The sequence below is a fragment of the Cupriavidus sp. 21MJTG02-4 genome, from assembly GCF_057798975.1.
The window spans coordinates 23,357-47,777 of the sequence record NZ_JBYOJP010000011.1; the positions used below are offsets into that span (position 1 = coordinate 23,357).

19 protein-coding genes and 3 pseudogenes are annotated in these 24,421 nt (G+C 59.7%); 4 read left to right on the forward strand and 18 right to left on the reverse strand.

The features are described from left to right. Positions 1 to 486: 486 nt before the first annotated feature. The 3 genes and pseudogenes from AC3FKH_RS21090 to AC3FKH_RS21100 form a co-directional block, all read left to right on the forward strand. Positions 487 to 1,071: pseudogene (locus AC3FKH_RS21090) on the forward strand (thiolase family protein); the annotation flags it as partial. Positions 1,072 to 1,150: 79 nt separating this feature from the next. Further along, positions 1,151 to 1,792: pseudogene (locus tag AC3FKH_RS21095) on the forward strand (tyrosine-type recombinase/integrase); the annotation flags it as partial. A 166-nt stretch (positions 1,793 to 1,958) separates the two neighbouring features. After that, entirely contained in the window at positions 1,959 to 2,318 is a 360-nt protein-coding gene (locus AC3FKH_RS21100) for an SDR family NAD(P)-dependent oxidoreductase (RefSeq protein ID WP_488677765.1), read from the forward strand. A gap of 4 nt (positions 2,319 to 2,322) precedes the next feature. Here AC3FKH_RS21100 and AC3FKH_RS21105 read toward each other — a convergent pair whose 3' ends face one another. The 3 genes from AC3FKH_RS21105 to AC3FKH_RS21115 are packed head-to-tail and all read right to left on the reverse strand — an operon-like array spanning position 2,323 to position 5,300. Next, on the reverse strand, positions 2,323 to 2,859 hold the full coding sequence (locus AC3FKH_RS21105; protein ID WP_488677767.1) for a TniQ family protein: 537 nt from the start codon (positions 2,857 to 2,859) through the stop codon (positions 2,323 to 2,325). Beyond that, complete coding sequence (locus AC3FKH_RS21110; RefSeq protein ID WP_488677769.1) at positions 2,819 to 3,685, reverse strand: TniB family NTP-binding protein; 867 nt, start codon at positions 3,683 to 3,685, stop codon at positions 2,819 to 2,821. Before AC3FKH_RS21110 ends, AC3FKH_RS21105 begins: the two co-directional genes overlap by 41 nt. Positions 3,686 to 3,692: 7 nt before the next feature. Next, positions 3,693 to 5,300 (reverse strand): transposase, encoded by a 1,608-nt coding sequence (locus AC3FKH_RS21115; RefSeq protein WP_488677770.1) that lies wholly within the window; start codon positions 5,298 to 5,300, stop codon positions 3,693 to 3,695. 223 nt (positions 5,301 to 5,523) lie between these two features. Here AC3FKH_RS21115 and AC3FKH_RS21120 point away from each other — a divergent pair. Next, a pseudogene (locus tag AC3FKH_RS21120) lies at positions 5,524 to 6,369 on the forward strand (ISKra4-like element ISBusp5 family transposase); the annotation flags it as partial. Positions 6,370 to 7,088: 719 nt separating this feature from the next. Here the strand turns inward: AC3FKH_RS21120 and AC3FKH_RS21125 are convergent. The 15 genes from AC3FKH_RS21125 to AC3FKH_RS21195 form a co-directional block, all read right to left on the reverse strand. Then, positions 7,089 to 8,171, reverse strand: a complete 1,083-nt coding sequence (locus AC3FKH_RS21125; RefSeq protein WP_488677771.1) for a ParB/RepB/Spo0J family partition protein — start codon at positions 8,169 to 8,171, stop codon at positions 7,089 to 7,091. Further along, on the reverse strand, positions 8,171 to 8,881 hold the full coding sequence (locus AC3FKH_RS21130) for an AAA family ATPase (protein WP_224000019.1): 711 nt from the start codon (positions 8,879 to 8,881) through the stop codon (positions 8,171 to 8,173). The genes AC3FKH_RS21125 and AC3FKH_RS21130 overlap by 1 nt, the downstream gene beginning before the upstream one ends. 985 nt (positions 8,882 to 9,866) lie before the next feature. Next, positions 9,867 to 10,259 (reverse strand): hypothetical protein, encoded by a 393-nt coding sequence (locus AC3FKH_RS21135; protein WP_488677772.1) that lies wholly within the window; start codon positions 10,257 to 10,259, stop codon positions 9,867 to 9,869. A 368-nt stretch (positions 10,260 to 10,627) separates the two neighbouring features. Further along, the gene (trfA, locus tag AC3FKH_RS21140) at positions 10,628 to 11,512 is read right to left on the reverse strand and encodes a plasmid replication initiator TrfA (RefSeq protein WP_224000017.1); all 885 of its coding nucleotides are present in this window, start codon (positions 11,510 to 11,512) and stop codon (positions 10,628 to 10,630) included. Positions 11,513 to 13,494: 1,982 nt separating this feature from the next. Further along, positions 13,495 to 14,505: a helix-turn-helix domain-containing protein gene (locus AC3FKH_RS21145; RefSeq protein ID WP_224000015.1), complete on the reverse strand. Its 1,011-nt coding sequence runs from the start codon at positions 14,503 to 14,505 to the stop codon at positions 13,495 to 13,497. 756 nt (positions 14,506 to 15,261) lie between these two features. Next, positions 15,262 to 16,968, reverse strand: a complete 1,707-nt coding sequence (locus AC3FKH_RS21150) for an ATP-dependent helicase (RefSeq protein ID WP_224000013.1) — start codon at positions 16,966 to 16,968, stop codon at positions 15,262 to 15,264. After that, positions 16,958 to 17,128: a hypothetical protein gene (locus AC3FKH_RS21155; RefSeq protein WP_488677774.1), complete on the reverse strand. Its 171-nt coding sequence runs from the start codon at positions 17,126 to 17,128 to the stop codon at positions 16,958 to 16,960. The genes AC3FKH_RS21150 and AC3FKH_RS21155 overlap by 11 nt, the downstream gene beginning before the upstream one ends. Positions 17,129 to 17,212: 84 nt before the next feature. Next, positions 17,213 to 18,079 (reverse strand): ATPase, encoded by an 867-nt coding sequence (locus tag AC3FKH_RS21160; RefSeq protein WP_488677775.1) that lies wholly within the window; start codon positions 18,077 to 18,079, stop codon positions 17,213 to 17,215. 79 nt (positions 18,080 to 18,158) lie between these two features. Next, a complete protein-coding gene (locus AC3FKH_RS21165) occupies positions 18,159 to 18,749 on the reverse strand; it encodes an IncC plasmid conjugative DNA transfer DtrJ family protein (RefSeq protein WP_488677776.1) in 591 nt (196 codons plus the stop codon). A gap of 28 nt (positions 18,750 to 18,777) precedes the next feature. Continuing rightward, the gene (locus AC3FKH_RS21170) at positions 18,778 to 19,017 is read right to left on the reverse strand and encodes a hypothetical protein (protein ID WP_488677777.1); all 240 of its coding nucleotides are present in this window, start codon (positions 19,015 to 19,017) and stop codon (positions 18,778 to 18,780) included. Then, positions 18,995 to 19,501, reverse strand: a complete 507-nt coding sequence (locus tag AC3FKH_RS21175) for a hypothetical protein (protein ID WP_488677779.1) — start codon at positions 19,499 to 19,501, stop codon at positions 18,995 to 18,997. The genes AC3FKH_RS21170 and AC3FKH_RS21175 overlap by 23 nt, the downstream gene beginning before the upstream one ends. Positions 19,502 to 19,507: 6 nt before the next feature. Beyond that, positions 19,508 to 21,364: a conjugative transfer system coupling protein TraD gene (gene traD / locus AC3FKH_RS21180; RefSeq protein WP_488677781.1), complete on the reverse strand. Its 1,857-nt coding sequence runs from the start codon at positions 21,362 to 21,364 to the stop codon at positions 19,508 to 19,510. A gap of 4 nt (positions 21,365 to 21,368) precedes the next feature. Next, on the reverse strand, positions 21,369 to 22,646 hold the full coding sequence (locus AC3FKH_RS21185; protein ID WP_488677936.1) for a TraI domain-containing protein: 1,278 nt from the start codon (positions 22,644 to 22,646) through the stop codon (positions 21,369 to 21,371). Further along, positions 22,646 to 23,629 (reverse strand): type IV secretion system protein, encoded by a 984-nt coding sequence (locus tag AC3FKH_RS21190; RefSeq protein ID WP_488677782.1) that lies wholly within the window; start codon positions 23,627 to 23,629, stop codon positions 22,646 to 22,648. Before AC3FKH_RS21190 ends, AC3FKH_RS21185 begins: the two co-directional genes overlap by 1 nt. 16 nt (positions 23,630 to 23,645) lie before the next feature. Then, a complete protein-coding gene (locus AC3FKH_RS21195) occupies positions 23,646 to 24,392 on the reverse strand; it encodes a conjugal transfer protein TrbJ (RefSeq protein ID WP_488677784.1) in 747 nt (248 codons plus the stop codon). Between the last annotated feature and the right edge of the window lie 29 nt (positions 24,393 to 24,421).

Below are 24,421 nucleotides of genomic sequence, written 5' to 3' on the forward strand. Positions count from 1 at the left end.
ACCTTGTCAAACAAAACAGCGTTACGCTGCTAACGGATGGCCGCGCCCCAATCGCGTGCATAACGCACCACTTCTGACTACTTTCTCCTCCGTGTCAGGATAATTGTCGCCTCGCCGCCTTTCGATGAAGGACATTGGAGGCTGAAGCGGTTGGAGGACGTGAACGAGAGCGTGCAAATGTTGGGGAGGCGAAATTCGTCAGGCACCCTGCCTTGCGGTGAGGGCGTCACGGTTAATTCTGTTCAGGGGGCGATGCCAGTTCGACGATGCTGGCCCAATGGATTGGCTGTGACGCGAGGCAGCAAGCTCGAGCGCCGAGATGCGGTTGGGTGAGAGTTCTCGGTTCAAAACCGCGACCCTGACCTGCACCAGGCAATGCGCTCCTTGGTCCGTCCAGCGCATCTGTCGCTTCTTAGCCATGCGATGGCTCACGACTTGGTTCACCGCAGACTCCGCGATGCTACTGCTGATTGGCAGGCCCCTCAGACCGACAAGGAGAGCGGTCAGGTCAGCCTGCGTGAGGTGACGGTCGACCATGACACCTGCAACCGTCCCGGCACCACGTACGAGTCGCTGGCCAAGCTGGCACCAGTGAAGGGAACGGGAAAATTCGTCACCGCCGGTAATGCTTCGCAGCTTTCCGATGGTGCCAGCGCTTGCGTGCTGATGGAGGCGAAGGAAGCCGAACGCCTGGGCCTGCAGGCGCTCGGTGCCTTCCGTGGGCTGGCCGTGGCCGGCTGTGAGCCCGACGAGATGGGCATCGGCCCGGTCTTCGCGGTACCAAAGCTGTTGGAACGTTTTTGCCTCAAGGTCGAGGACATTGACCTTTGGGAGCTTAACGAGGCCTTCGCCTCCCAAGCCGTCTACTGCCAGCGGAAGCTCGGCATTCCGACAGAGCGCCTGAACGTTAACGGTGGCGCCATTTCGCTCGGACACCCATTTGGCATGACGGGTGCCCGGCTGGCGGGGCACATCCTGCTGGAGGGCCGCCGGCGCAAGGCCAAATGGGGCGTCGTGACTATGTGCATCGCCGGTGGCATGGGTGCGGCAGGCCTCTTTGAAATCTTCTGAAGGCCCCCGAGAAGCATGACTTGAGCTCGGCCAAGCGTTGCCGCTCTTGTCAGAAGAGTTGCCGGGGGCCAGCTCTACGACCGTCGAGGCGATGCCAACCGTCACCGAGCGCGAGCGCCTCCATGCGGCGCGCTGCCGGTGGGTACTGACCGTGCTCTATCTGGGTGGCTTGCGTGCGTCCGAATTGACAGCCACTACCATGGGCGCTTTCTTCTGCCGGCGCGATGCCCAGGGCATCGAGCGCTGGTGGCTGGAGGTGACCGGCAAAGGCAACCAGACCCGGCTGGTACCGGCCACCGACGAGCTGATCGCCGAACTGGCGCGCTACCGCCGCGCCAACGGACTGCCGGCGACGCCGCAGCCCGGGGAGACACGCCCGCTGGTGCTGCCGGTCATCGGCCGCGAGACGGGCCGCGACAAGGCCCTGTCACGCGGGGCGCTGCACCTGATCCTGAAAGAGGTATTCGGCATGGCCGCGGAACGCCTGCGGGCGCGCGGGCCCGAGTGGGAAGCGCAGGCCGCGGTGCTGGCCAGCGCCTCGGCGCACTGGCTGCGGCACACCGCCGGCTCGCACATGACCGACCAGCAGGTCGACCTGCGCTTTGTGCGCGACAACTTCGGGCACAGCTCGCTGTCGACGACGAGCGGCTACCTGCACAGCGAAGAGGATGCGCGGCATGAAGCCACGCAGGAGCGGCATCGGATCGGCTTGGGGCACTAAAAATTAGCTGGTCGACGGGTTATTTCACCATCGTGAAACTGTGGTGGGCACCAACACGCGCGCTATGATGCCCCCTGTCACCGGCGTTGCAACCGGCCCACCACACATGGGGATTCGCCATTTATCGAACGACGCCCGCGCTCCCCACCAGCCAAGACACACCATCATGGATCTCGAACTCCGCAATCAACGGGTGCTCATCACCGGTGGCAGCCGCGGCATCGGCCTCGCTTGCGCGGCCGGCTTTCTGCGTGAGGGCGCGCGCGTGGCCATCGTTTCGCGCAGCGCCGAAAACTTGGCGAAGGCCTGCGCCAAGCTGGCCGAAGGCCACGGCGAATTTGCCAAGAACGTGGTCCCGGTATCCGCCGATCTGACCAGTATCGCCGAGGCCGCACGCGCGGTGGAAGAAACAATGGCAGGACTTGGTGGCATCGACATTTTGGTGTTGAAGAAAGTCTTTCGTGCGAGCCGCGCAAATCTTTCATGCGAGCGTGGCTTTTTCCGCCCATCATTGATGCGACTGTAGCTTTTCAGTGCCAACCAATATCCCGGTGGGGCGTTGCGTAGACTCGTCGAAGCAGCTGATTAAAGTTGTCGAGCTTAAGGTAGTGCCAGTACCAGGTCGTCGATTCGAGCTTGCCGGGATGTTGCACGCACGTTGAAAAGGTCGGATCGAGCCACTCGCGTTTCCAGAATGGCGAACAGACGTCGGCAGGATTCAGGATCAAACAAGGATAGCAATACTGTAAGTGACGTCGTTCATAGACCCAACCGATTGGAGTCTGCATGGCTGTCAGGCGATCCACTCTTACGTGGGTTAGCTGTGAGAGACGCTCCAAGCTCTCGAGCGGCACTGGCGGAAACAGAAGCCATTTCCACCGTGTTAAAGCTGGCATCGGACCGAGATCGGCGTGCATCCAAAGCTGCTCGACCGTCATGGAATACTTGCCAGCGAGTCGTCCAAGCCAGCTCCCAAACGCCTCCCCATCAAAGGGACGTGGGGCCACTGGCCACGGCCTCGTCTGGTTAAAGCACGCTGTTCCGGGCGTGTTCGATGTGAGAGACATCGATCATCTCCCTTCCATCGCGAATCGCCAGCTCGGTGGCAGCATTCAAAAGCCGCGAGACCTCACCGGTCAGACCTCCGCTCGCCGCCAAAATCGCCGCGACAACTTCTCGCCTCGACAGGTTCGACGGCCGTCGCAAAGGAAGAATGCGTTCGAATGCCCCCAGAAGTCCCCGGAAGGCTTCCGATTCCTGCCATCGAGGCATCTCGAAGCGCGCAAAGCGACTGCTCATTTGGGCATCGGTTTGCAGTGCGATCTCAGCATCGTGCGTCCCCACAAGGACAATCGTCATCTGGAGATCGTTGGCGAGGAACTTGAGCAGGTTCAGTGAGGCGCGCTGCTCGCGATAACTTCCCGACAAGAGGTGATGAACTTCATCTACCACCAGCATGCGAGGTGAAACTTTCCGTAGCACCTCGCGACTCAGATTCTCGAGCACGGTTAGCCTCGCTGATGCGTTGAACGGCGCTCCAAGCTCGAACAGGAGCGATGTGTAGAAGCGGTTCTGGTCGGGCGTGGGTGGCATCTGCATAGACACAACCTTTCGGCGCTCCACGCCTGCTACTTCGTCGTATTCCGGAGGATGGCGCCGTTCGAATTTCGCGATGACCTGGGTCTTTCCGATGTTCGATTCACCATACAGCAGAACGCACGGCATACGCTGCCGCGGAGGGATCTTCACCAACCGGTCCAGGAGCTCGAACGCCTGAGTTGCGCGGGGATAGTCGATCCATCGATCGCGGGCCAAGGCGAGAATGCGAACATTGTCGTCGCTCCTCGCTAAAGACCGGACATCCGGCAGAAGGTGTGTCAAGGAAGCACCCATTGCCAATTCACAGTTGCTCTACATGATAAATTGGCGCCGGCTTGCTGTAGTCGACATCCGGCGGTGGCGATGACGCATCGGGGGATTTCGTCTGCTGACTGGCTCTCCCCCTTGCCGGAAAAGGTGAATCCCCTGCCCTTCCGCGTCTGTCTGCAGACCGCCGCTTCGTTGTTGCCCCTTCTATGATGCGGCGTTGCGCAGCTATTGCGTTGAATATCGCAGACTCCGTGACGTGGGATTCCCCCTGCGACCGGAGATGCTTGAGTGCTGCCTTTTGTTCCCACAGGGAGATTCGGCCACGACGCAAGTCGGCAAAGCTCGCCTCGATGTATTCCTTGCCATCAGCACTGACGAAGATTCTCGATAGGTCCTCTGGATGGTATCGCACCACGACGCGACGATTGGCCGCCCGCCAGGCGGTGAAGATCGGATGCCAATAGTGCAAATAGAACAGCGACAAGCCGTCAGCCTGGATGGTGCGCCGGCTCATCGGCAGGAACTGAATGAGGAAGCGAAGTTCTTCGGCAGCCGAGTCGGGGAGTAGCCGGGGCTTCGATGCTTCAGACAACGTCAACCACGCGGAGTATGGTGTCGCGCCGCCAAGGCCTCGATGGGCACTGTGATGGTAGGTCTGTCCGATTTCATACATCAACCATTGCTCGAACTCTGGGAGGGTTAATGCGGCCTCCGCCTCTGGCTTGCGAGCTTTTCGTCCTTTCGTCGACGACCCGGTCGAGCCTGGCAGACTATGTACCTTTTCCATGATGGTACGGTTCAGTCTCTCTATATGGCCCCCGAAGTACGGTCGGCCAGGCGGGCGATACATCAGCTCGATTCCGTACTGATTGCATCCCGCTCGCAGTGCCTTACTTTTGAACTCGGCAGCGTTGTCGAGGTGCAATGCCTTCGGCACGCCATGCATCGGCCAGTCTACCGTGATGTCCCGGCTCGCCAACCAGGGCGCCTTAGGTAGGACCATCCGCGTAAGAAGCAGCGCGACAGTCGCCGCGTTGGGGCGGTCGAAACCGACGTAGATTGCCACGACCGACCGCGTGGCGACGTCGATTGCCAAAGTAAGCCATGGTCTGCCGATCGTGCGGCGAAACACCTCATCGACCAGCAGGATGTCGGCAAGTGTGTGGTCGATCTGCACAATGTCCAAAGGGTGCCGTGCCGCAAAGTGGCCCGGCGCTGCGCCCGAAAGCTTCATGCTTTCTTTGTCACGGTGGTCGGCCCACCGACGGGATATCGTAGGCCGGGAAGGCGGTGTTGCGCCTGCGGCGGCGCACCGCAGGCGAACCTCTCGGCAAATCTCATTATGGGGATGAGCCAGATGCTTCTGCCGCGGAAGCCAATCAGATAGGACGTCCTGAATGATTGCCTCGACTTCATCCGAGAGCATGTATTGCCCTCGACGTGGACCAGACGGGGACGGCAGCAATGACTCTGTCACCGGGTCTTCTAGAAAACGTCGGCGCAACCGGTACACTGAAGAAGGGTGCAAGCGTAATAGCTTTCCTGCAAGAACTGCCTGCTTGCGAGTGAGGGGCGCCTGGCCAAGCGGGCGGAAGATTTGCGCCGCTGCCAGTTCGCGATTTTCGGGCTCCTTTTTCATGGAAGGCCCCGGAGGATTTTTCCTCGTCCTACATTAGGGTCATTTCGGCGCATTCTCAAGGATGTTGAACATCCACGCGCTGACGTTGCTTTTTGGTAACTGCCGTGCAGCGTACTTTAGGACGAATTTCGCTTACGAATCAAAGGGCTTTGGCAACCTGCAGCGATGTGCTTGCTCTTACGCATGGTTTGCATGGCTCGGACGGACCTCGTTCCTCAACAGCTACGTTAAGCGAGCACGAAACAATCACAAGGGCGCCGGCAAGGACAATCGCGCAGAAGCATACAAAAGCTCTTCGTCGATAGCCGTCGTCGTTGCGGCATTAGGCCAGAGCGGCAAACAACCCCGGGTCTGGGCGTCCGCCATGCCGCGCATCAAACGACTGCACGAAGAAATGACCAATTTTTTGGAGGACAGCGGATACGACGATCCTCATGAAATCTGTGTCGTGACTGACGGCGCCCGCGATCTTGCCGGGGTTGCTGACAACCTTCCGTTCGATACCGAATGGGTACTCGACTGGGCTCATATTGGCCGAATGATGCGGCACGTCGATCAAGCTATCTCGCCTCTGGCCTATGGGCGCCTTACACCCGATGGATCAGAGTTCGAGCTTTGGGAGACTTTTGTCCGCTTCCGCAGTGACGTCTGGACCGGTCAGTCGGTACGTTGGCAGAAACGCGCTGAAACCTTGTTTCGTCTGCTTGAGTTGCGTAAGGAGATTGAACCGAAATGGAGCTGCAAAGCCGAGCAAGCCCGCAACAAGCTTCTTAATCTCGTTTGCTATCTCAACAGTAACCTTGATTCATTGATCGACTATCGAACCCGGCAGCGCGTTGGCCTACGAATCTCAACCGGCTTTGTCGAATCATCTATCAATCGAATCATTGGTTGCCGCATGTGCAAAGGGCAACATATGCGGTGGACGCCTGCGGGAGCGCATAGTGTCGCGCAAGTGCGGGTTGCCCTCTTGAATGAGGAGTTTCAGGATTTCGCTCAGCGGCACGTCCCGTGGATTGGGCGACGACGTGTGTCTTGGCCCTGGCAAACACCGTCCCGGGCTTTTTAACGGCTTCCCTCAACACTTGCTGCCGAAGACGGAACGCTGCGCTGCGTTGAACTGCATGGCGATGTGGAACCAATCGAGAATCCTGCCGCGAGCGAGTCGACTACCCTGTACGGTCTTCTCAAACTCACCGGCGTCGTCGCCAGACGGCTGGCCTAAACTTTAGACAGTACATTCCAGGAGCCTCGCCATGCCCTGCCGCCAAGCGCTTCGCACTTGCCACGCCTTGGCCGCCGCGTCGGTTGGTCCCACGATTCTTATCGGGTTGGTGCTAGCCCTCGGAGGCTGCGAGGGGGTCCCGCGAAATACCGCGGCGACACCGCCTCCGCCCCGCCAGCCAATCGCGACCGGCGATGACCAGTATCCGGCTCCGCGGTCCGAGCGCGACACGCGCCCCCCGTCGGCCCCGGCACGCTAGGCAATTGGTCAGCAGTGACTATGCCATACACAATTTTCCCGAGCGCTCCTACCTTGGGCATCTTCCAACTATTGCGTGCTATCAATCAGAGTAGCTCATGAAGCAAGCGCGACGCCCAGATGTATGAGCGCTCCTCACTCTGAGCCGCCAAAAATAATTTACATTACATTTGGGTGCCCATTTTTCACCGGCGTCAAACTGCGCCAAGATCTTTTTGTTGCAATTCAAGCACTTAGCGCAGATCCGTGGCGGCCCACGTTTCGATTTGCTGTTCGCCCCTTCTGGCATGGCGAGTACTAGCTTCTTATGCGCCGTCTGAAGCGGCTGGCGGCGCGAACCTCGCCTTGAGTTCTTCGACGAGCGCCTGACGCTGAGCAGCATCCGGCAAGGTAATCTCGAATGAAACCTTTCCGGAGTCCCAGTCCTTTAGAACACCGAGCGGCGAGCCATCGGAACCCACCAAGCGGTGCTGACGGGAAGTCTCCTTTTGCTTGCGAACAGTCTTGTTCTCGTATCGAGCCCTCGCCTCCTCCACATCCCGACATACGGCGACCTCGTCACGCACTTTGATTGCCATGACTCCCGCTACTGCCGCGCCAGCCGCGCGTTCGAGTAAGGTCAGCTGGTACAGCGTGGATAGTGCGAACGGCTCGGGCCGTTCCTTCACCGTGTCGAGAACGCTCTCCGAGAGCTTTAGGATGGCCAGCGTCTTGTTGACGTTTGGCAGGGACATGCCTGTGACCTCCGCGATAGCGGATTCATTCGGATAAATGCCCTCGTCAATGAGCGCGCGCCAGGCAAGTGCATTGTCCAGTGGTGACTGGGCTTCGCGCTCAGCATTTTCCTTGTAGGAGAGCTGATACAGCTGCTGGTCCGTCAGGCTCGGGTGGATCAGCAGCTTCATGCGGGAAATGCCCGCCACCTTTAGTGCCTTGAAGCGGTAGTGGCCTCCGGCAAGGACGCGGCGGCCATCGCGGATGGTCGCGATACCAGGAACAAGTTGGCCGTCCGCCCGCATGCTCCCGGCGAGCTCATGCACGCGCTCCGGACGATATAGACGTCGGGCGTTAAACGGATTCTCGTCGATCAGCCCAACGTCCGTCTCCTCGTAGAACGGCTCATTGGCAAGCTGGGCGGCTCCTGACGAAGCACCCTCGGCCCGGCTCGGCTTCAGGTGCATGCTTGGGGGGCCTTCGTGGGTGAAATCTCCGCGAAGAATTTCGGCAGTAGGCTGGCTAACATTTGCCGGTTCGGGCTGCTTTTCGGAAAAACCTGTTGGCTGACGTTCCATCAGCGCTTGCGCCCGGGCAAACCGGTCAGGGGGCGGCGCCGCATTGAGGGCCTTGTTTGCTTGCTCCCTCATTTGTTCCAGTCGACTCTTAGCCATTATGCCGCCTCCTTCTGCTTAACCGGCTTGGCCTTGGCCGGCTTCTTCGCCGTGTTGATGCCAAGTTTAGACAGCACGACCTTCGCGAGTTCTTCGACTTCCTTCGTCGCAGCGGAAGATCCGGACAGTCCATGAACACTAAGACCATACATCTGGGACTCGCCGTAGGCGTTTCGCTGTTGAAGGCCCGTGTCCAGCAACGGGATGTCCTTGTCTTCCGCAAGAATCTCCGTGCAGGCTTTGAAAACATTCCCACGGCGGGACATCGAGGGGATGCAATAGGTCTGGAGCTCCGGGTTCTCTTCGCGCGCACGACGCGCAAGTTCCTTCGCTTCCCGGCTCGCCCAGACGTTGTCCATCAAGGGAATAACTGGAATCAACGCCAGGTCCGAGATATTGAGCGCTGCCCACGGGATGGATGACTCGATTGCCGGCGGACAGTCGATAACGACAACGTCATAGTTCTCGGCATGCTTTGCAACCTCTCCAATTAGCTTGTCCCTGAGCGGGGCGAGGCTGATGACGGTAGCAGGAAAGGGCGTGTCAACGCTGCCCTGCCCTGCCCAAATTGTACTGGTGCCCTGCTTGTCCATATCGATCAGCAAGGTGCGGAGACCGCGCAACGCAAAGCTGGCCGCGAGCTGCATGGAGACCATCGTCTTCCCACAGCCGCCCTTTTGATTGAAGACCGTAACAACCTTCGCGGACATATATTTCCCCAAAAGATATTGAAAATTATGAAAATATGAACCCATCCATTACTGTAGTCGGCATCAGGTCGTATTAGGCGCTTTCAAGCATGAAAGCAAAGAAAACAACCTACTCGCGTTGCACCGTAACCACAGGCGCAGTTGTAATGTGAGCGATAGACACTTTCATGCTTGAAAGCCTCCATGCGATCGCAAATCGATCTCCAAGGAGAACTTGGGTTGCACGTGTAGATCTGGAACCCCGCCTCCCTTCAAACGCCAAGCGCTTCGTCTTGCGGTCCGTCAACTTTCAAGCGTGAAAGGCGCACGTTGGCCACGTGTTGTGTGCCTCTGGGTCTCACACCTAAGAACTGACCAAACAGGGAATCAAAGCGTCATTCTTCTTTGCCCCGCATCGGAGCGGGTCTTCAAGCTTTCAAGCTTGAAAGCCGCAGCCGCCCGATAAGGAGGCACCAGGGTTCCCACGCTCGTTTTCACCCATGAAATCACTCGCCGCTAGAGACAACTTTCCAGCTTGAATGTGCTGATCTTCGACTGCAGCTCGTCTGTGGCCGAAGATCATGCGAACGACTTTCACGCTTGAAAGTGACACCATTGCACGGCATCTCCAGCAACCAACTTTCACGCGTGAAAATTCAACCGGCTGGCCGTCGCACCTCGTTAGGTAGGTCGACTTTCAAGCGTGAAAGTTGGGACAACTCGCCCTGACATGATCCACATCTGCAAACTCCACTTTCGCGCTTGAAAGCAGCCGCCTGCTAGCGATCATCAGCGGCGAGTCTCAGCCAGCGCATCTGGTACAACATTGCGAGGACAACTTTCACGTGTGAAAGTCAGGTTGCCCCGAGAGATTCGGCATCAACCGACTTTCATACGTGAAAGTGCAGGCCTGTGTGCGGTCGGAAACCTTACGGCGTTTGGGCTTTCATGCATGAAAGCTGGATTCTGGAAGGGGACCCCTGTGAAGCCTTTCAGGCATGAAGGTTTACTGCCGGGCGGCGGGAACACCGAGAGTGCGAGCTTTCACACTTGAAAGCGGCGCTCGCTTCCGTTGAATGCCGATGCCAGAGCCCGCTTCGTTGTGCGCTGGCAGACGGTCAGAAGGACTTTCAAGCTTGAAAGTGGCTGCTGCGAGGTCGCGACAGATCAATTGGGGAGGAGCCGTGATCGTCTCGGCGATCTGCGCCAAAACATTTTTAATATTAATAATTTTATTTGCGAAGAATGATGATTGGCGAAGACACAAACTGAAGTGGTACTTGAAGGCTATTCGAAAACGGCGATGCTCTGATTCGACGTGGCGAGCGAAAGCAAGTGCCCGCGGTTCTGCTAACTTGAATCGACCAAACTTAGGAAGCTTATCGAAGCGAGGAGTCATCCGGGTATCGACGTCTGCACCAGCGTAAGCATGGAATTCTATTTTGGGCGGAGTACTGGAGCCATGGGTCGCGTCATTGGCCGACCTCTTTAATGAAACTGACTTTCTCGAGCGGTAGCACAGTCCCCGTGAGGACGACTTCCGACCGAAGTAGGGCTTGAGCCGTCGGAGCTTGGCTGATATCACCTGGCTCGTCGAACCTTCTCAATTTAGTTAGTGCACGAAAGATCGGATCCTAGATTCCAAGGAAAGCCACCAGACAAGGAAGCGGTCCAACCGGCTGGAGCGATTCTCATCGATCCGGGTGCTGGACGTTGCTCGCTGAAGAGGCTGTCGTAGCGGGAAAGGTTCCTCGGGAAGTCGACGCTTCAAGCTAGTTTCAGTCGCCCGCCTTTTGACCGGTACTTCGGATCCTTTTCTACATGCACCAGGTCTTCAGCAATTCGGAAGCTCTTGAGGAAACCCACGTCGATAAGTTTCTGCAGTGCTGCCTTGAGACGGCGGCGGAAGTCGTCCAGGTTCTTGGATTTGCTGCCGCTCAGTTCGTGATACTTGCCAACCGAAATGGGTATCGGCTCGTCATGCGAGCCGAGGAAGAAGTGCAGCCACTGTGCGAGAGGCGAGCGACCGCCGATTTTCTTACGTACCGACCATGACTGGAGGGTGTAGGTCTCGGGGCCGAACATGGCCGCGATCGTAGGCGCCAGAACGACGTACCACTCGTCTAACTTGTTGCCGGAATCGTCTTTCCAGTGAAACTCTGCAATCAGGGAACCGGCGTAGCCGCCTGCGCCCTTGTTCGTGGTGATCTTCAAGGAGGTGAATTGCAGCCGTTCACAGCATTCTCGCAGGTGCGCGTATTCGTCGGAGTTGATCGACCAGCCGAGCTCTTTGAGCATGCTGTAGGCGGTGAAGCGTACGGGATGGCCGAGTTTCGTCTGGCGCGCAAGGTGGAGCAGTGTGGAAAAGACCGTCAGGTCGTCCTGGCGTAACTCAGCACCTTGGTAGGTGACAACGTAGTTGCTCAGCGAAGCGAGAACCTTGGGTTGCTTGTAGAACTCTCGTGGGTGAGGGCCAGTTACTGCAGCGAAGATGGCTGAGCGCGCCATACTGTTCGGAAAGGCCCGATCATCCTCCGGCCACATTGGAAGCTGTTCCTGGTGGACTAGATGCACCCGGTCGAAGTCGAGCGTGCCGGCATCACTGCGCATCGCTGCGAGCGGATCCTTCTTTGTGGTTGGTGTGCCGGCCATGTTTGTGTCGGGATGTTTACGCTGCTGGCAATTATGGTTGGCGTGGTGAGTCCGTCAAGGCACCTGCGCCTTGATCTATTAGTGATCGACCCCGAATGCCTAGTGATTGACCCCGATTTTTGCATACGAGCGGTTTTTTGCGTCGGTTTACGACAACGACGCGGGGTCAGCCTACCGAAGGTAGGCCATGGGAAACATGGGTAGGAGGCACGTGGATCCGTTGGTTCGGGTTCGTATTGACTAAAGGAAAGACTAAGAAAAGACTAAGGACAGAAAAAACGTATTAAAATCAACTTGTTACAAGATTTTTTCTGACGCTGAGACTAATAGTGACAGGCCCCGTCGACTAATAGTGTTCGGGCCCGATACCTAATGGGACCGGGGCCGATCGCTAAGGGGACGCGGGGTCGAACACTAGGCTCCCGGGTTCACGAGCGGCGCCGGGCCGAAAACTAAGCCCGGCATAGCTTTCCGGGCGATTGAGGTGCCGGTTACACCGGCCCATATTCATAAAGTGTGGATAACTCGGGCCATGACTTAGTGATCGACCCGGCTGTTGGGTCGGAACCGATGACGGTGGTGGATCGCATCCAATCCGGCCATATCCAAAACTTCCATTTAAAAATCATAACGTTACGATGACAACCTCAAGTCGATTGGCGGTGAGCGAGGGCTAGTGATTGACCCTGCCGCTGGCTGTGGATGGCCGTTCGACAAGGCCCTGAGTCCGGTTGCAGAGCGGCTCCGGGCCGATTGTCATCTTGGCAGACCTAGTGATTGACCCCGCTCCAGCGGTAAGTTTCAACCACCTGGGCGACGGGTCCACTGGTTTAGCTTATTGACCCCGCTCGTCTATCGCCTTTGACTTCGCAAAGGGCATAGTGATCGCCCCTGATTCAGGGTCATTCACTATGAGTGGTGTGAGTACTCGCATACCCAGGCTTCCAGGGATAATGGAAGTGCCACTGCGACAGTGCTTAAAAGACCACTAGAAGTCTGTAAGGGTTAGTGATTGACCCTGAATAGGGGGAATCGGTACTAGTTTTCGACCCTGATGGGCGCTTTGCCGCCGTGCTTTAAGCTGGCTCCGGCCTGTGGATACCCTTAGTGATTGACCCCGCATCTAGCGTTGGTGTCAGCAGCCCAGACCGAGGCTCTAAGCCATAGTGCTGCAATATGCACATGTGCAGACGGTTTGCTCTCGCGATTACAGGTTCTGCTGATGGGCGATAGTCGCTGTCATACTGATCCACCCTGCCAATGAGTTCGCCATTAAGCAATACGGGGCGGGCGACTACTAGTGATTGACCCTGATGGGCTGCCTCAAGGGTTAATGACTGACCCTGATGGGGGCATCTCCCGCCATAGTGATCGAGCCCGATTGGCTCGCCTCCCGCCATAGTGATCGAGCCCGATTGGCTCGCCTCCCGCCATAGTGATCGAGCCCGATTGGCTCGCCTCCCGCCATAGTGATCGAGCCCGATTGGCTCGCCTCCCGCCATAGTGATTGAGCCCGATTGGCTCGCCTCCCGCCATAGTGATCGAGCCCGATTGGCTCGCCTCCCGCCTTAGTGATCGACCCGGTAGGGCGCCTATCGGCCATAGTGATCGAACCCGACAGGCGCGCCTCCCACCTTAGTGATTGACCCCGATAGAGATGCCTCAACCTTAGTGATCGACCTCTAACGTAGGCGAACCGCTAATAGTGATTGGCCCTGGCGATGCTATTAGTGTTCGACCCCGGAAAGGGCTGGTTGCCAGCAAATACTTTCTGCGCGGCAGGTGGAAAGCGAACATAAGGATTCCCCGTCCTCTGCGATATGCGACTGATAGTCGGGCCGCGCGTGCACGGGACAGAAGCGCTCTCGGGGGGGCCGAGCAGGGCCCCCCCAACCCAGGCCAGACTCGCACTTGCCACCATTGCATTCAAGCGCGCCGGGGCGCATCCAGGTGCGTTGGAGCGCGTAACTGGGTACCGGCGATCACGCGCTCCAAACGAATTGAGGCACTGGTCTGCGGAGTACCAGCTGGCGGAGATGTTCGATAGCCGCGCGCGCCTTCGCCGAGGATGGCCGGGGAGCCTCGGGCATCGGCTGGGCACGGACAGGGGAGAGCTTGGCTGCAACCCTGTCCATCTCAATGAGCCATGCGTGCGCCCGAGCGTGCCCCAAAGAACTTCGAAGTCCGTTGGTCTCGGTGATCACAATGGATGCCGAGTCGACCTCGTAAATCCGCCCGCCCGGCGCTGACACCCGCTTGCCGCGGTACCTCTCCACGAGTTGAGCGACCTGCTGCTGCTCCAGAGCCGCTCTAGCCGTGGCCGCTCGCTCCTCTTCCTCTCGAGCCTTCTGCACTCGGGCGACATGACCAAAGTCGATGGGCCTTTCGAGCAGCGACTTAAGGTATGCGAACAGCTCTCGCCCACGGAGTGGCCTCAGAGCATGGCCGGCCACCGACACGATGTCAGAGAGCCGGTGGCCACCGTTCCGAGCAAGCCGCATGAGTAGAAACAGTCCAGATGCTTTGAGCTCTTGATCTTGCACGAGCGGCGCCAGATCGAATGGCACTGCCTGATTGTTGATTCGCACAAAGGATCCCGTCCCGGGATGTTTCTTCGTAGAAGACTGCTTGGGGTTGTTTACGCCGCTCACTCGTGCGAGAGATGCAGAGGAGAGCCCCGACTCCACTGGGGCAATCTCGTGGTGCATCGCGGCGCTAAATTGCTGACTCGCCATCCCGATGTGTTGGAGCAACCTTCCGGTGAACGCTATTCGCCCAACCACACGGAGGTTTGCTCTTGTGCGTTGTTGACGTTCACGCTCAATCAAGCCGGCCCGCTCAAGCGCGCCAAGCGCCCGATAGACGGTGGCCTCGCTGATCGCAAGGTGCCCTGCAATCGTCGCCTTCTTCAAGAAGGCGAGTGCCGTGGGGTCCGACTTGTTCAGTGCAAAGCGTATTAGCGTGGCCAGTACCTGCCGGGTCGTGATGTGCAATGCCCGAAACTCTTCGGACTCATAAGCCAATGCAATCGCTCTAAGGATACGTTCGGGTAGCCGGTCGGCGTCACACCTCGCAGCTTTGGGTCGCCTAGTATTTGTGTCGCACGCGGCCAGAGAATGCGGCGCACTGCCGCATGACGACTGTTTTCGGGCGAACGAGTGCCCTTCGAAGCCTGAATACATCTTCGCTCAAATCAAACATGTGGGAACGAGCGTTGACAGCGACGAGAGAGCTCCATACACTCGAGCCGTCGCTGGTCGAGAGGGTTGTTGAAGCTAAGTCTTCGCTTACACGCCTTCTTTTCAAGCAAGAGCCTGGAGCGCCAACTCCAGGCTTTTGTTTTTTCAGAGCTACTTATGGGATCAAGACTTGCCTCCAAAGATTGCTAGGACGTCGGCATAAGCGCAGTGGATTGATGACCGCGAATACGAGCGGCGTTCTGGGGCGATGCTCACGGGCAACCCGATTCGAGGGGCACGAGCGAAAATCTGAAGTGAGATCCTGGGGCACATGTTCACGCCGTTAGCAGTCAGCCCCGACCAAGTCGTTGTGTGCCGTCGATAGAACAGCGTGCGGCGTGAAATGACGGAAGTCCACCATGCAGGAAGTCACAGCGTTTGCGCGATCGTCTGAAAGGTCATCAGGTCGCTAGTGAAACGCCGATTCGAGTGCTGCGTGACTGAAGGCCTGCGCCACATTCGCGGCGTTACCACAATCTGGAGACCATCGCTGGTCAGATAGTTTGAGCATCATTCCAGCCGCGCCTCAAGGACGAAGCGTGAAGTCGGATTCTTCTTTGCCGTGCTGATCCGCAACTGTGCGCGAGCGCGTGTCACCGCTACATAGAACAGCCGCCGCTCTTCAGACTCGGTGCTTTTTTCATCCGGCACCACCGTTTCTTCGGCCCGGATGATCCATACCCGATCCCATTCAAGTCCCTTGGAACTGTGCATGGTGGTGAGAATGAGCGCGTCCGGTGCGGGTTCGTTGTTGTCGCGGTGTAAGAAATCCAGCCGCTCCGAGAATGGTCCGTTGAGCCGCGTGAGAACGTCGTAGGTCGTGGTAATGGCGCGCTTGGCCTGATCCACATCGGTGTGTTTCAGCATCCACTCTCGCACCCCTTCGAGCACCAGCGAGTAGAACTGCCGGTCACAGAGAGATCGCCATTCCGCGAGCCGCTTCATCAGCTCGCGGTACCGGTCAGCGGAATTCTCTGACAGGCCCATCTCGAGCAACTCCTTCTTCTGCCTTTGGTCCGTACTTGCGCGGCCCTTCCGGTGGATGAGCTTGAGCTCTTGCGTGCCGATCCCGGCAAAGGAGAGTAGGGCGTCGACCCCGGCCGTCTTGGTCTTCTGCACCAGTTCCAGGAGGTTGCACATCAGCGCTGCCTCGGGCCGGCTCAGAATCGACTTGCCGGACGCACGGTAGTACTTGATGCCGTGGGATCGGCAGACGGCTTCTACGGGATCGAGAATCCGGTTCGTCCGGGCGAGTATCGCGGTGGACTGACCTTCGCGCAGCGCCGGCCCGAGGTATTCCATGGCCGCCACGGCTTCGGCATATTCATCCGGGTACCGCTGGAACAACACCTCGCCTCCTGGCCCCTTGTGCGCGACCAACTCCTTGGGAATCCGGTCGCGGTTGTTTCGGATGATCCTGTCGGCCGCGCCAAGGATTTCCGCGTGGCAGCGGTAATTGTTTCCCAACACCACCGGCTGAGCTTCGAACTGTCGAATGAACGATTCCATGCCGCGGAAGCCCAGCGCCGAGCGAAAGCCGTAGATGCTCTGGTCGTCGTCCCCGACCACGGTCACGATCGACCCGGCCTGGGCGTGCAACGCAATCCACTGATACTGCAGAGGATCCGTGTCCTGAAACTCGTCGACCAGCAGATAGGTCAGCGGATAGGGCGCGATGGTCCCGCGCTGCATGCCGTCGACCGCAAGACGCAGCATGTCCTGGAAGTCGATCTTCCCATTTCGTTCCAGCGCATCCTGGTAGCTTTGGTACAACAGCGCCTCAGGGGTATCAGCCTGTACCTGGCCGAAATTGGTCTTGATTGCCTCGATGGCGGCAATGGCGTCCTCCACCTTCCAATCCAGTCCCGCGTCGGAGAGGACCTGGATGAGCAAGCCTGTGCGGTCGCCATCGGTCGCAATGTCTGGTGCGCTCTCGCTCCCTCCACCCAACTGCTTGTACGCAAGCGAGTGGAAGGTACCCGCAAGCAGCCGCTTCTTGGCGCCTGGGCCGGACAGCGCCAGGATACGTTCGCGCAGCTCCAACGCCGCATCCTTGCTGAACGTCACCGCACCAACCGTTGCGCCGGGCTCGCCGAGGAGCATTGCCGCTTTGGTGGCGATGGTCTTGGTCTTCCCCGCGCCCGGGCAGGCCACCGCGACGCAATGCCGCCGCAGTTCCACCACTTCGCGCTGCGCCGGATTCAGTTCATCCAGCATGAGCCACCTGTTCGTTGGGAGAGAGGATCACCACGATATGATCCTCGGCACCGCGCCAGTGGATTCCCTCGTCGTCGCGAATTACGAGCGTGCCGGCCTCTTCATCGTGGGCAATGACCACGCCCTCCCCGAAGGAGGCGAGATCGGTCTGGAATTCCACGGTAGCGTTCACAAGGCTCATGTTGGAACAATAGGTATTGAAGAAGTGTGCCGCCCATCGCGAAGAAGGGCGGCCAGGCATCACTCAGACGCCGCGAACCGTCGTCATCAGCTTCAGGTGAGTCATGTAGCTGCGCAGGCCAAGCGGATGGAAGGTGCGCAGGAAACGCGCGACTTCGTCGTTGATATCGGACTGGTCGCGAATGCCGTTCCACACCATGAAGTCGAACTGGTCCATGGCGCGGTCGAACTTTGCAAGGAGGCCCAGCACCCGCATGGAGAAGCGCGAGTATGCTTCCACGGTCAGGTTCAACGAGGGCAGGGTGACGGTCGGCTCAAACACGATATCGTTTTTCGCGCGCATCTCCGCCTCCCGTTGTGTGCGCAGTGCCTCGGCGACGCGCAACTGCTCGTCGACATAGTCCTCCAGCCTGGACAGCGTGCGCTCGAAGTAGTCTTCCAGGGTTGCCAGCTCACCCTTCGCAAACGTGCTGCTGCCGAAGCGTTGCAGGTTGATGCTCATGCGGTTCATGAACGGCCACCACTGTTCGAACAGCGGGCGCAGACGCGTGTGATTGAGCTTGATGGCGACGGGCACGACGGCCGCGCCGGCCAGTTGCCGCGTCAAGATCTGGCTGCCGATCTCGCGGCGACGACGAATGATCGCAGCGCGGTCTTCCGGTTTCAGATCGCGAAAGCGCTTGCGCGTATTGGCGACCTCGGCCTTCTTTTCCTCGGCTTCCGCCGAAGTGATCAGGCCTTCCTTACGCAGCGTGTCGGCCGCGGCGTCCATCTCCAGCAGCTCGCGCTCGAGCGAGCCATCGTCAGCGCCATCAGTAGTGGAGGCAGCCGCGCCTATTGCGGCATTGGCCTGAGCCAGGGTGTCGGCCGCGGCGGTGTGCAGGGCTTCGTCCTGCGGAGTGACAACGGCGGTGTCGGTGATGGTGGTCATGCGGTTTCTCCTGAAAGGACCCCCAAAATGGGCGATCCGCGTTGAATGTATGAAAGTGCGGTAGAGCAGGTGAGTACGGCTATCGGTTCACGTGAAACGAGGCGGCGAGGCGCCAGGACAGGCTCCCTACGCCCGCGACGGCAAGGGTCCATACCGATGCAGGCAGCGAGATCGGCAGGAGCATTGCCACGGCACTGAGGCCCATTGCAGCCAGGAGGCCGTGTGCGGCCAGGTGGAAGCCAACAGGGCTTGCAACGCCGGCGGCAGCCGCCCGGATGCGTCGCTGGACCGCGCCGTCGTTGAGCATGACGGCGGCAAAGATCAGCGCGCCCCATCCCCAGTTGCCGGCAATCGTGGCCCGATACACGGCGCGGTACAGCTCCATCCAGAAGCGTTGCATCCACCCCGCGGCAAAGCCGGCCGAGCCACCGTCGCCGACCACAGACTGGTTGGTGGAACCCGCAAAGGAGCGTCGGATCAAGCCCGAGTCGACAAACCATTCGCGAAAGCGCTGGTTCGCGCGATCGGCAAGCGCAGCGGCCCGATCCTCCCCAAAGACCGATTCGACAGACGCCTGTTCGGCCGCGTCAACTTCGAACCTTGCGCTGTCGGGCAGGAGGGGCACGAGTGTCGCCATCAATACTGGCGTGACGACCAGCCACAGCCGCATGTGGGAAACGAAACGACTATTGGACATATCAGCGCAGCAGGGAATGAAGCACGAGACACGGAATCGCGAGCAAGGCGAACAGGCCGCCCCAGAACAGCACAGGGCGCGACTGCTCGACTTTCAGCAGTGCCAAGGCGAACGCATGGCGACCGTTGGCGAACATCTCCGGAACCACGGCATTCGGGTCGCTTGAGCGAACCCAGGCGCGCATGTCGTCCACCTCGACGCGCGTCACGCGGGCGAGCCTAGCGATGAGCGAGTTGGCCACAGGCATCGTATTCCTCGAAATAGCGGCGGAAGGTCGGTCCCTTGAGTACGCGCGCGGCCAGCTGGAAGGCGGCGCTGCGCGGTGTGATTGGCTCAGGGCAGGGCTCATCGACCATACGGCAGACATAGCCTGGCGCCTGGCGCGCCTCGAACAGCGGGATCGGCTCCAGGAACGGCGCCCAGACCACGTATTTCTCGCCTTTGAAGGCGGCGTAGCGCTTGGCATACAAGTCGTGCGAACGGCCGAATAGGCCGCGCATGAAGGCGATATTGCCGGAGCCCTCCTTGCGCTCGGCCTTGTAGCCGGCCAGCGCATCTACCAGCATTTCCTTCACCAGCGGCTCGTCGCGCACGATGAAGTTCAGGCCGATGAAGTCGACGAGACGGGTGCAGACGTCGTCCAGCTCCGGGAAGCAAATGAACACGGGCGACAGCTTGGCCGAGAGCTTGTGCTCTTTGACGATCTGGCGAAACAGGCTGGTCATGCGAACTTATCCTTCGATGATGGGAATGCGACCCTGGTAGACGGCGCCACCGGAGACCCGCAGGAAGTACTGGAGATTGGGCAACTGCGTAATCAGGCGCACGGGAATCAGCGGAACCTTCTCAAGCTGCCGGGAACGCGACACCGACCCACTGAACTCGCCCACGTGGGCCTCACTGCCGGTGCTCGTCGTGCTCGACTGGACGATATTGGTGATGGCGGTTTCGCCGACCTTGTCCGAGAACCACTGCGCCGTGTCGGTGTCTTCCAATCGTAAGATGATCTGGTTGTTGAGGTTCGCCAAAACCTGCAGCATTTTTGCTGCGTTTCCGAGTTTGGCCTCCAGATCGGACCGGCTCTGGAAGGCGACGAAGGCCTTGAAGCCCGCGCCGCGCCCCTTGTTGAGAATCTGGATCACCTGCTCGTTGATCGCCTCGGCCACCTCGTCGATGATGAGCACCACGCCCGGCGGCTTGTCGTAGAAGTTGTAGATGGTGCCGGCGACCGATGCGATGTCGGACAGGATCATCGACGCGATAGCCTTGGCAACGATGCTGTTGGACATGGAGTCGAGTCCCACACACAACACCGCCTTCTGCTTGATGATCTTGTCGATGTCCCAGATTTCCCGGTCGTCCTCGAAGTCATCGGCCTTGGGCGCGAGCATCAGTCCGGTCTCGCCGGTCGCCAGCATCTGCAGCAGCGGCAGCGCCGATGCGATGATGCGCATGTAGTGCTCGCGGTCGTGTGTGAAGGTCGAGACTAGGCCATCGATCGACTCGTGTCCTTGCCCGACATTGGCGAACCGCTGGAGGTAGAGCTGCACCATGCCGTCGAGCACCGTTGCGCCGCTCTTCTGGCCGAGCTTCTGCATGAAGCCGTTGACCTCTTCCTCCCAGTCGGCCAGTCCGTGTTCGGGGAAGAAACGCTTGAGGCAGCGTTCCAGCAAGTTGTTGATGCCGGACTGCGCGTAATTGAGGATGGAGCGCAGGTTGGGCTTGTCGCCGACGTACAGCTCACCCTTGACGGCCCGGTCGATGAAGAGAAACGCGAAATCCCGGAACGGGCCTTCCTCCATCAGCTGCGCGATCCGACTGGGGATCTCCGAAGGCTGCGACCAGTTCTCCAGTGGATTCAGGCGAATTGACTCAGAAGGCGCGGCCTGCTTCCAGTACAGGAACTTGCGTCCGGTCCGCTCGCATTCGCGCTTTACGCGGTCCTTCAGGTCCCGGTCGTTCTTTGGATCAATGATAATAATCACGTCCTCGGCGTTGTGGATCACCTGCGTTGCAATGAGCTCGTAGGTACGAGTTTTGCCCGCGCCGGTGGTCCCGCCGACCGCAGTATGTCCGCCCAGTGCCTTGTAGTGCAAGGGCACCGGAGCCTTGTTCGGCTCCATACCGTGGATCCAGGACTGCCCTTGTGGCGTATGGTCACGGATGCTCTGGGCAGGGCCGAAACGGGCCTCGATCGCACTGCTGACTTTTGGTGGCAACCACCGCGGCAGGCCGGGGATTTCGGAGGATGGCATACGCAGGATGTCGTGCGCGATCTGGCAATGCTTCTGCGTCCACTCGAAGCCCGTTCCGAGATACATGGCATCGTCGCTCTTGCGTAGCTTGGCGCTTTTAGAGAGCAGTTGGTCGATGTTCACCTTGGCGAGCCATTTGGTCGAGATGGCCATGCGAAATGACAGTGCTCGCCAAACCTGGGTGCTTCGCCAAAGCAGCATCGCTCCGCATGCGGCGGCGAAGTACCCTGCGTGGGGCATGCCGGACGCAGCAATCAGAGGAACACTGCCGGCCCATCCGGCAGCGGCGCGCGCCTCGAACATCGGGCGAAAGTGGTTGATGTACTTGGTCATGGACTCAGGCAGGTGTGTTGGGGCGCGGCAGGATCAGCGTGCCGATGCGTTCGTGCAGAATCAGATCCGTCCCCTGCAGGGCGTACAGCAAGGACAGCTTGCGCAAGTTCTCGATCAGCGTGTCGCTGGCGATTCCGTAATTGCCGACCATCTTCTTGGGCAGAACGAGTCCCTTCTCGGCCCACAGGACTTTTACCTTTCCGGCGGTGACGTCCTGGGCAAGGGCGCGGAAGAATTCGCTCATCATGCGCGAGCCGCCAAGGAGCGCGGCGAACGGGTCCGGTGCATCGCGGCGCGTACGCCCCAGAGACGCCGCATCGATGGCGGGCGCCGCGGGTGCGCTTGGTGCCGGGAGTGGTTCGGATGCCGGGGCGGCTGGCGCCACCGGAGCGTTGGTCGCGCCGGGGAGCGGAGCAGGATCGGCGGCTGGCGGCTGGAACAATGCAGCTGCGGCCGCTGCCGCGCTAGGTGCAGGAGGAACCGGCTCATGGACGCTGGCCGGCGCGAGGGCCGTGGCACTGGCTACAGGCGAAGCGGGCGTGACGGCAGACGCCATTTGGTCGGCCGAGGGCGGCACGGTGGTATCGGGAGCGAACACCGCGCGCCGTGCCTTCTGTTCATAGTCCCGAACGGCGGCGACGGCCTGACGTACGATCTTGTGCAACTGGGCTTCGAGGCCATTCGGCATCGGCGCGGGATTGATGGCACCGAACAGTTCGGACAGCACGGGACCCTCAAGCCATGACAGGGCATCGGCGCCCAAGATCGAGCGCGCGAGTAAAGCGCTGCGCATACGTTCCACCGGCAGCGCCCCTTCGAGGCGGATGACACGGTATGGGTTCCCGTCGAGCCATGGGTGAAACGCACCGTGCGCGGCGGGCATCCACTGCTCGCCGGTATCCTCGCGTACAAAATGAAAGTGTCGGCAGGGCTCATCCAGCCACGTGCAGCACGCTGCCAGAAAGAGCGCGTACAGGTACTGCGGCTCCAGCCGGCGACGACGCTCCGATGGTTGGTCGGCGGCGAACTTCTGCCCGCCCGACAGACGCATGGCAAAGTAGGCCGTCTCCACCGTGGCGCGGAAGGCGCCGCCCGGTTCCGCGTGCTGCGCGGGCTGCAATGGCATGGTGGAGAACCAGTTGGCGCAGGCGTGCAGGACCGATAGCCACCTGGCATCGAAATCGGCCGGGTTGGCCTCGTTGGCATACTGCCGGATCAGGGCAATGCGCTTGTCGTGCGAGGCAAGCAGGGCGGCGGCGTCCTGGGGAAGGTGCTGGTTCATCATCCGCCTGCCATTTTCTTGCCAATGTTCCACCCGCCGCGCGCGATGCCGCTCATGGCCGAGCCACCGGTTGCGCCAGATCCGCTACCGAACACTGCTCCCGCAAACTTCGGAATCTCAAGCGAGACGAGTAGCAGCATGATGGCCATCCCCAACGCGTAGGCCGCTGCCGCGACGGTATCGGTCCCGATTTGATTGACCTTGCCCAGGTCCGGTTCCATGGTGCCTCCGATCAGATTGGAGAGAACCGCCGCGATCACGGTGTACATGCATCCGCCAATCATGAAATCTAGCCACGACATGAAATAGCGACGCGTGTAGTCGGAGAGGGCGAGTGCGACAGCAAGGGGGCCGAGCACGATGCCAACAGCCACTTGAATTTCACCGAGAATCATAAAAAAGGCGTAGACGAAGGAAGTCAGCGCCACAACGATGAATGCGAAGAACAACAACAGGGCACTGACAATCCCTTGCAGAAGGTCACCGGACTTGATGACGCGCCAGACGGAATCCCAGAGCTTGCCGGCGGTCACGGCCAGCGTTGTCGCGGCGCTCAGCTTGTCGCTGCCGCTGAGGCCTGCGGCCAGGGTTTTGAACCACTCATACAGGCCCTGGGAGAAGCCGTCATAGGCTAGATAGATGGCGGCGAAGATGCCCACCACCGTGATCGTCTCAATGAGGCCGACCCATGCGCCGACGGGGTGCATGGCGCCCATGAAGCGGAAGCTCGCGAGTGTGAGGGTGATAACTGCCAGGGCGAAGGCCAGCTTGTCGGCCTCGGGAGATACCTTGTGGCTCAAACCGAGGGCCGACGCGATCAGGCCACTGGTAATGTTAGTCGCCTGTCCGACGGCCTGCTTCAGGCCCTTTTCAGCACTGTTGGTTGCAGGAGCAGCGGGGTTACCGGCTTGGGCGAACGCGCCGTGCGTGATCAGCCAGCAGGCGAACAGGCACGCCAACAGTGCTCGAAGAATCTGTTTCATGGTCACGCCGTCGGCCTTACTTCCGGAACACACGCGACTCCAGCTCGCGCAACTGGGCATCTCGGTCGCGCTGCAACTGGTCGGCGTTGTTCGTGCGCTCGGTTTGCTCGGCATTCGTCTTCTGGTCCTTGACGGCGTCCGCCTGCGTTTTGGCGCCGATCAGTTGCAGCAGGTCGGCATTCTGGCCAGCCATCACGTCCAGCATCTGGTTGGTCAACTGAGCCGTGGCCTGGGCGGTCGTGTTCAGGTTCAGGTCAGACTGCAGGTCTCGCCGGCGCTCGGCGAGCTTCTTGTTGTTGGTTGTCACATCCTGACCAAGATCGAACAGGCGCTTGGCGGTCTTGTCGCCGGTGGCAAGCAAGGTGCGCTGGTCTCGGAACCATTGGTCGGGGGTCTTGCCTGAGGCCGCGACCAGACCCTGCACGTTGGAGAGGAAATCCGCGGTCTGGGTGACGCTGCCATAGAGGTCCTTGACGGCGCTGCCATAAGCCTGGTAACGCGTGATGTCCTCTTGGATGCCCTTGGCCTGGGTGGCCATCGCGATGGGATCGAGGCCGACCGCCTGTTGCAACTGGTTGAGCATCATCTTGCTCTGATAGACGATGTTCGTGTTCTCGTAGATCTCGGTCTTGAGCGCTTGGGCGGCGGTCATCGTGTTCTTGATGAAGTTGGCCGCATCGAATACTGGCCAGCCGCTGGCGTGGGCGAGCGGCGACATCATGAGCGTTGCCGTGACCAGCGCGGCGGAGAGAGCCTTTTTCATGGGTGGGTTCCTGATTGAGGAGGGGAGTT

What these genes read in the sequence shown, in the direction of transcription:
- AC3FKH_RS21100 (WP_488677765.1), top strand. Translation starts at nt 1,959, where the DNA reads ATGGATCTCGAACTCCGCAATCAACGGGTGCTCATCACCGGTGGCAGC.
- AC3FKH_RS21105 (WP_488677767.1), bottom strand. Translation starts at nt 2,859, where the DNA reads ATGTCTCTCACATCGAACACGCCCGGAACAGCGTGCTTTAACCAGACG.
- AC3FKH_RS21110 (WP_488677769.1), bottom strand. Translation starts at nt 3,685, where the DNA reads ATGGGTGCTTCCTTGACACACCTTCTGCCGGATGTCCGGTCTTTAGCG.
- AC3FKH_RS21115 (WP_488677770.1), bottom strand. Translation starts at nt 5,300, where the DNA reads ATGAAAAAGGAGCCCGAAAATCGCGAACTGGCAGCGGCGCAAATCTTC.
- AC3FKH_RS21125 (WP_488677771.1), bottom strand. Translation starts at nt 8,171, where the DNA reads ATGGCTAAGAGTCGACTGGAACAAATGAGGGAGCAAGCAAACAAGGCC.
- AC3FKH_RS21130 (WP_224000019.1), bottom strand. Translation starts at nt 8,881, where the DNA reads ATGTCCGCGAAGGTTGTTACGGTCTTCAATCAAAAGGGCGGCTGTGGG.
- AC3FKH_RS21135 (WP_488677772.1), bottom strand. Translation starts at nt 10,259, where the DNA reads ATGACTCCTCGCTTCGATAAGCTTCCTAAGTTTGGTCGATTCAAGTTA.
- trfA (WP_224000017.1), bottom strand. Translation starts at nt 11,512, where the DNA reads ATGGCCGGCACACCAACCACAAAGAAGGATCCGCTCGCAGCGATGCGC.
- AC3FKH_RS21150 (WP_224000013.1), bottom strand. Translation starts at nt 16,968, where the DNA reads ATGCTGGATGAACTGAATCCGGCGCAGCGCGAAGTGGTGGAACTGCGG.
- AC3FKH_RS21160 (WP_488677775.1), bottom strand. Translation starts at nt 18,079, where the DNA reads ATGACCACCATCACCGACACCGCCGTTGTCACTCCGCAGGACGAAGCC.
- AC3FKH_RS21165 (WP_488677776.1), bottom strand. Translation starts at nt 18,749, where the DNA reads ATGCGGCTGTGGCTGGTCGTCACGCCAGTATTGATGGCGACACTCGTG.
- AC3FKH_RS21175 (WP_488677779.1), bottom strand. Translation starts at nt 19,501, where the DNA reads ATGACCAGCCTGTTTCGCCAGATCGTCAAAGAGCACAAGCTCTCGGCC.
- traD (WP_488677781.1), bottom strand. Translation starts at nt 21,364, where the DNA reads ATGACCAAGTACATCAACCACTTTCGCCCGATGTTCGAGGCGCGCGCC.
- AC3FKH_RS21185 (WP_488677936.1), bottom strand. Translation starts at nt 22,646, where the DNA reads ATGAACCAGCACCTTCCCCAGGACGCCGCCGCCCTGCTTGCCTCGCAC.
- AC3FKH_RS21190 (WP_488677782.1), bottom strand. Translation starts at nt 23,629, where the DNA reads ATGAAACAGATTCTTCGAGCACTGTTGGCGTGCCTGTTCGCCTGCTGG.
- AC3FKH_RS21195 (WP_488677784.1), bottom strand. Translation starts at nt 24,392, where the DNA reads ATGAAAAAGGCTCTCTCCGCCGCGCTGGTCACGGCAACGCTCATGATG.